This window comes from Stenotrophomonas sp. 05L44_2 (assembly GCF_056665995.1).
In genome coordinates, this window is sequence record NZ_JBFTNR010000480.1 from 1 (window position 1) to 3,311 (window position 3,311).

A 3,311-nucleotide genomic window follows, 5' to 3' on the forward strand; every position below is an offset into this window, starting at 1 on the left:
GGCTGATGCCGGTGAAGGGAACGCCCAGTTCGATGGTGCTGTACAGGTAGCCCAGGTTGTTCAGCAGCAGCAACAGCACCAGCAGCGGAATCGAACGAAACAGCCACACGTAGCCCCACGACACTGCCGACAACAGCGGTGAACCGGAGACCCGGGCCAAGGCCAGCAAGGTGCCCAGCGCGAAGCCGAGGCCGGTACCGAGTGCGGTCAGCAGCAGCGTTCGCCCCAACCCTTCCAGTACCGGCCGGGCAAAGAACCACTCGGCGAACGTGCCCCAGCCCCAGCGCGGATTGCCCAGCACCGACTGCAGGCCGATCAGGATCAGCGCGAGTGCCAACACCGTGCCGATCACCTGCAACGGATGCCGCGCCGGCACGATCTTCAGCGCCGTGGCCGGCTGGCGGACAATGCCCTCGATGGCAGTGGAAGGCGTACTCATGCCGCCGCTCCATGCAGTGCGAGGGCGGCTGCGTCGCCCGCCTGTGGCTGTGGCACCAGGTGTTTTTCGAACGGCAGATGCGCGATGGTTTCCGGGTCCGCATGCAGATCGAACAACGCGGTGTAGCCGTGGCTGAGGTACAGGCCGACCGCCTCGGGCTGGCGGAAGCCGGTGGTCAGGAACACGCGCCGATAGCCCTGCCGTGCAGCCTGGTCTTCCAGTTCCTGCAGCACGCGCCGGGCGATGCCCTGCCGACGCAGGCCAGGCAGCGTCCAGATGCGTTTGAACTCGGCGGTGTCCTCATCGCGATGCGGCATGAACGCGCCGCCGGAAATCGCCACGCCGTCGCGCAGCAGCAGCACGAATGCACCGACCGGGGCAGCGAAGGCTTCGGCCGGATAGCGCTGCAGTTCCTCGCGCGCACTGCCACCGATACGCCGGCGCACGTCCGCATAGCGGTGGTCGTACTCCTGCTCCAGGCCATCGAACAACGGGCGCGCCAGCGGGTCGTCCACCGAGGTGTACAGGAACCGATCGTTGTCGTACCGCACGCTCATGCCACGTCCTCCACCAGATAGTGCTCGGCCAGACGCGCCCACAGGCTGGCCGCCGGGGCGATGGCCGCGTCGTTGAACACATAGCGCGGGCTGTGCAGCGGTGCGCTGTCGCCGTTGCCGACGAACACGAAACTGCCCGGCCGCGCCTGCAGCAGGAAGGCGAAGTCCTCGCTGGCGGTACGCGGCGCGAAGGCCTCCACCACCTGCCCTGCACCGAACCCCTGTATCGCCACCTCGCGGATGTAGGCTGTCTGCTCGGGGTGGTTGATCACGCTGGGGAAGCCACGCGGGAATTCGATCTCGGCACGCGCACCGAAGGCAGCGGCGGTCTGCTCGGCAATGTCGGTGACCCGCCGGCGCAGCGTATCGCGCACCTCCGGCAGGTAGGCGCGCACGGTCAGCTTCAGCTCCACCACATCGGGGATGACATTGGCCGCCTTCCCACCATGGATCGAACCGACGGTGACCACGCCCATCTGCCGCGGATCGACGTTGCGCGACACCACGCTCTGCAGCGCGGTAATGATGTGCGCGGCAGCCAGGATCGGATCGACGCTGCCCTGCGGCTCGGCGCCGTGGCCGCCCTTGCCGATCACCCGCAGACGCGCCCAGTCCACCGAGGCCATCGCCGGTCCGTCGACGAAGCCGAAGTGCCCCACCGGCACGCCCGGCCAGTTGTGCAGGCCATAGATGGCATCGACCGGGAAGCGTTCGAACAGGCCATCGGCGATCATCTTCGAAGCACCCGAGCCGGTTTCCTCGGCCGGCTGGAACACCAGCTGCAAGGTGCCATCGAAACGCCCGTGGTGCGCAAGGTAGTGGGCAGCCGAGAGCAGGATGGCGGTGTGTCCATCGTGGCCGCAGGCGTGCATCAGGCCTTCGCGCTGGCTGGCATAGGCCAGCCCGGATTCTTCATGGATCGGCAGCGCATCGATGTCGGCGCGCAGACCCAACCGGCGACGGCCCTGCCCGCGCTGCAGCGTACCGACCACGCCGGTGCCACCGATGCCGGTGCTGACCGCGTAGCCCCATTGCTGCAGCAGCTCGGCCACGCGGGCGCTGGTGCGGTGCTCTTCGAAGGCCAGTTCCGGGTGCTGGTGCAGGTCGTGGCGGATCGCGATGGCCTGTTCGGCACGTGCCGCGATCTCGGGCAACACACCCGCCACAGGCTCGCGCCGGGCTTCCGGGACCAGTAGCGCCGGGCCATGCCCGGCGGGGGTCCCATCCAACAACGGCCGATGCAGGACATTCATCGCCTTATCCCACCTTCCGCGCCGGCTCGGCGTCGGTGCTGTAACGGCTTGCCTTGCGTGGCAGGCCCAGGTGGTCGCGCAGGGTCTGTCCTTCCAGCGCACTGCGGTGGTAACCGCGTGCTTCCAGCAGGGGCAGCACCAGCGTTACGAAATCATCCAGGCCTTCGCGCTGCGCGGYGAAGCCGAGGATGAAGCCATCGCTGGCGCCGGCGTCGAACCAGCGGATCAGTTCGTCGGCCACATGTTCCGGCGTGCCGATGAAGTTCGGCCGCGGGCTCACCGCCTGCAGTGCCACCTGGCGCAGGCTCAGGCCCTGCTCGCGCGCGTCCTGCTTGATGCGGTCGGTGGTGGAGCGGAAGGAATTGGCGCCGATGTCACCCAGCTCCGGGAACGGTGCATCCGGGTCGTACTGGCTGAAATCATGGTGGTCGAAGAAGCGGCCGAGATACGCCAGGGCATCGTCCAGCCCGGCCAGCGCGGCAATCGCCTGGTACTTGGCCTCGGCGTCTTCCGCCGTACGGCCAACGATCGGGCCGATGCCCGGGAAGATCTTGACGTCACCGGCGCTGCGGCCATGGGCGATCGCCGAGTTCTTCACCTTTTGGGTAAACGCGCGGGTCTCCTCCAGCGACGGCGCGTGGGTGAATACTGCATCGGCGTACTTGCCGGCCAGCGCAATGCCATCGTCCGACGATCCGGCCTGGAAGATCACCGGCTGCCCCTGCGGCGAGCGCTGGATGTTGAGCGGGCCTTCCACCTGGAAGAAGCGGCCCTTGTGGTCGAGGCGGCGGAACTTCTCCGGCGCGAAGAACGTGCCGCTGTCGCGGTCACGCACGAACGCATCGTCATCCCACGAATCCCACAGGCCCTGCACCACCTCCAGGTACTCATCGGCAATCTGGTAACGCAGCGCGTGTTCCGGATGCGGACGCCCGTAGTTTCGTCCCGAGCCTTCCAGCGGCGAGGTCACCACGTTCCACCCTGCACGGCCACCGCTGAGCAGATCCCGCGAGGCGAACTGGCGCGCCAAGGTGAACGGATCGCTGTACGAGGTGGAGAGCG

General features: G+C 67.6%; 4 protein-coding genes. All 4 read right to left on the reverse strand.

Translation table 11 applies throughout. From position 1 onward, the window contains the following. Positions 1–439 (reverse strand): ABC transporter permease subunit (locus AC1VAN_RS16015; protein WP_480986175.1); only part of this gene is annotated, 439 nt, incomplete at its 3' end. Next, positions 436–996: a GNAT family N-acetyltransferase gene (locus tag AC1VAN_RS16020; protein ID WP_117310215.1), complete on the reverse strand. Its 561-nt coding sequence runs from the start codon at positions 994–996 to the stop codon at positions 436–438. The genes AC1VAN_RS16015 and AC1VAN_RS16020, both read right to left, overlap by 4 nt. Next, positions 993–2,150 (reverse strand): M20 aminoacylase family protein, encoded by a 1,158-nt coding sequence (locus AC1VAN_RS16025; RefSeq protein WP_442252005.1) that lies wholly within the window; start codon positions 2,148–2,150, stop codon positions 993–995. The genes AC1VAN_RS16020 and AC1VAN_RS16025 overlap by 4 nt, the downstream gene beginning before the upstream one ends. A 103-nt stretch (positions 2,151–2,253) precedes the next feature. After that, the coding region (locus tag AC1VAN_RS16030) for an NtaA/DmoA family FMN-dependent monooxygenase (RefSeq protein ID WP_480986176.1) at positions 2,254–3,311 on the reverse strand (1,058 nt) is incomplete at its 5' end.